We start from the raw sequence: 308 nt of genomic DNA on the forward strand, positions 1-308 counted from the left end.
TGGCCCATCGGAGGTCGTCACCGTAAGGGGGTCGGCAAAGAGCTTGTCGCCGTACTTGTCGCTCTGTTCAGCCATCTTGAGGCACAGGTGGTCTGATGCCAGTTCGGGATCTTGATCGAGCTCCCGGCGAAACGCCTCTACACCTTGACGGATGGTGGACATCGCCTCGTCTGAACCCTCATCGTTGAGGCCATTGGCGCCGTGAGGAGGTGCGATGCGCATGGCCTTGCGCAGCCGGTCAAAGAGCGAAGAGCGTCGGCGAAGCTCCTCTACCGCCCGGCAAAGCACCGAGTCGTTGCCGACGTGGG

1 pseudogene is annotated in these 308 nt (G+C 62.0%); it reads right to left on the reverse strand.

The annotated features are described in order from the left end of the window. Window positions 1-308: pseudogene (locus MWC30_RS22170) on the reverse strand (transposase); the annotation flags it as partial.

The sequence above is a fragment of the Desulforhabdus sp. TSK genome (assembly GCF_022836495.1).
GTDB lineage: Bacteria > Desulfobacterota > Syntrophobacteria > Syntrophobacterales > Syntrophobacteraceae > Desulforhabdus.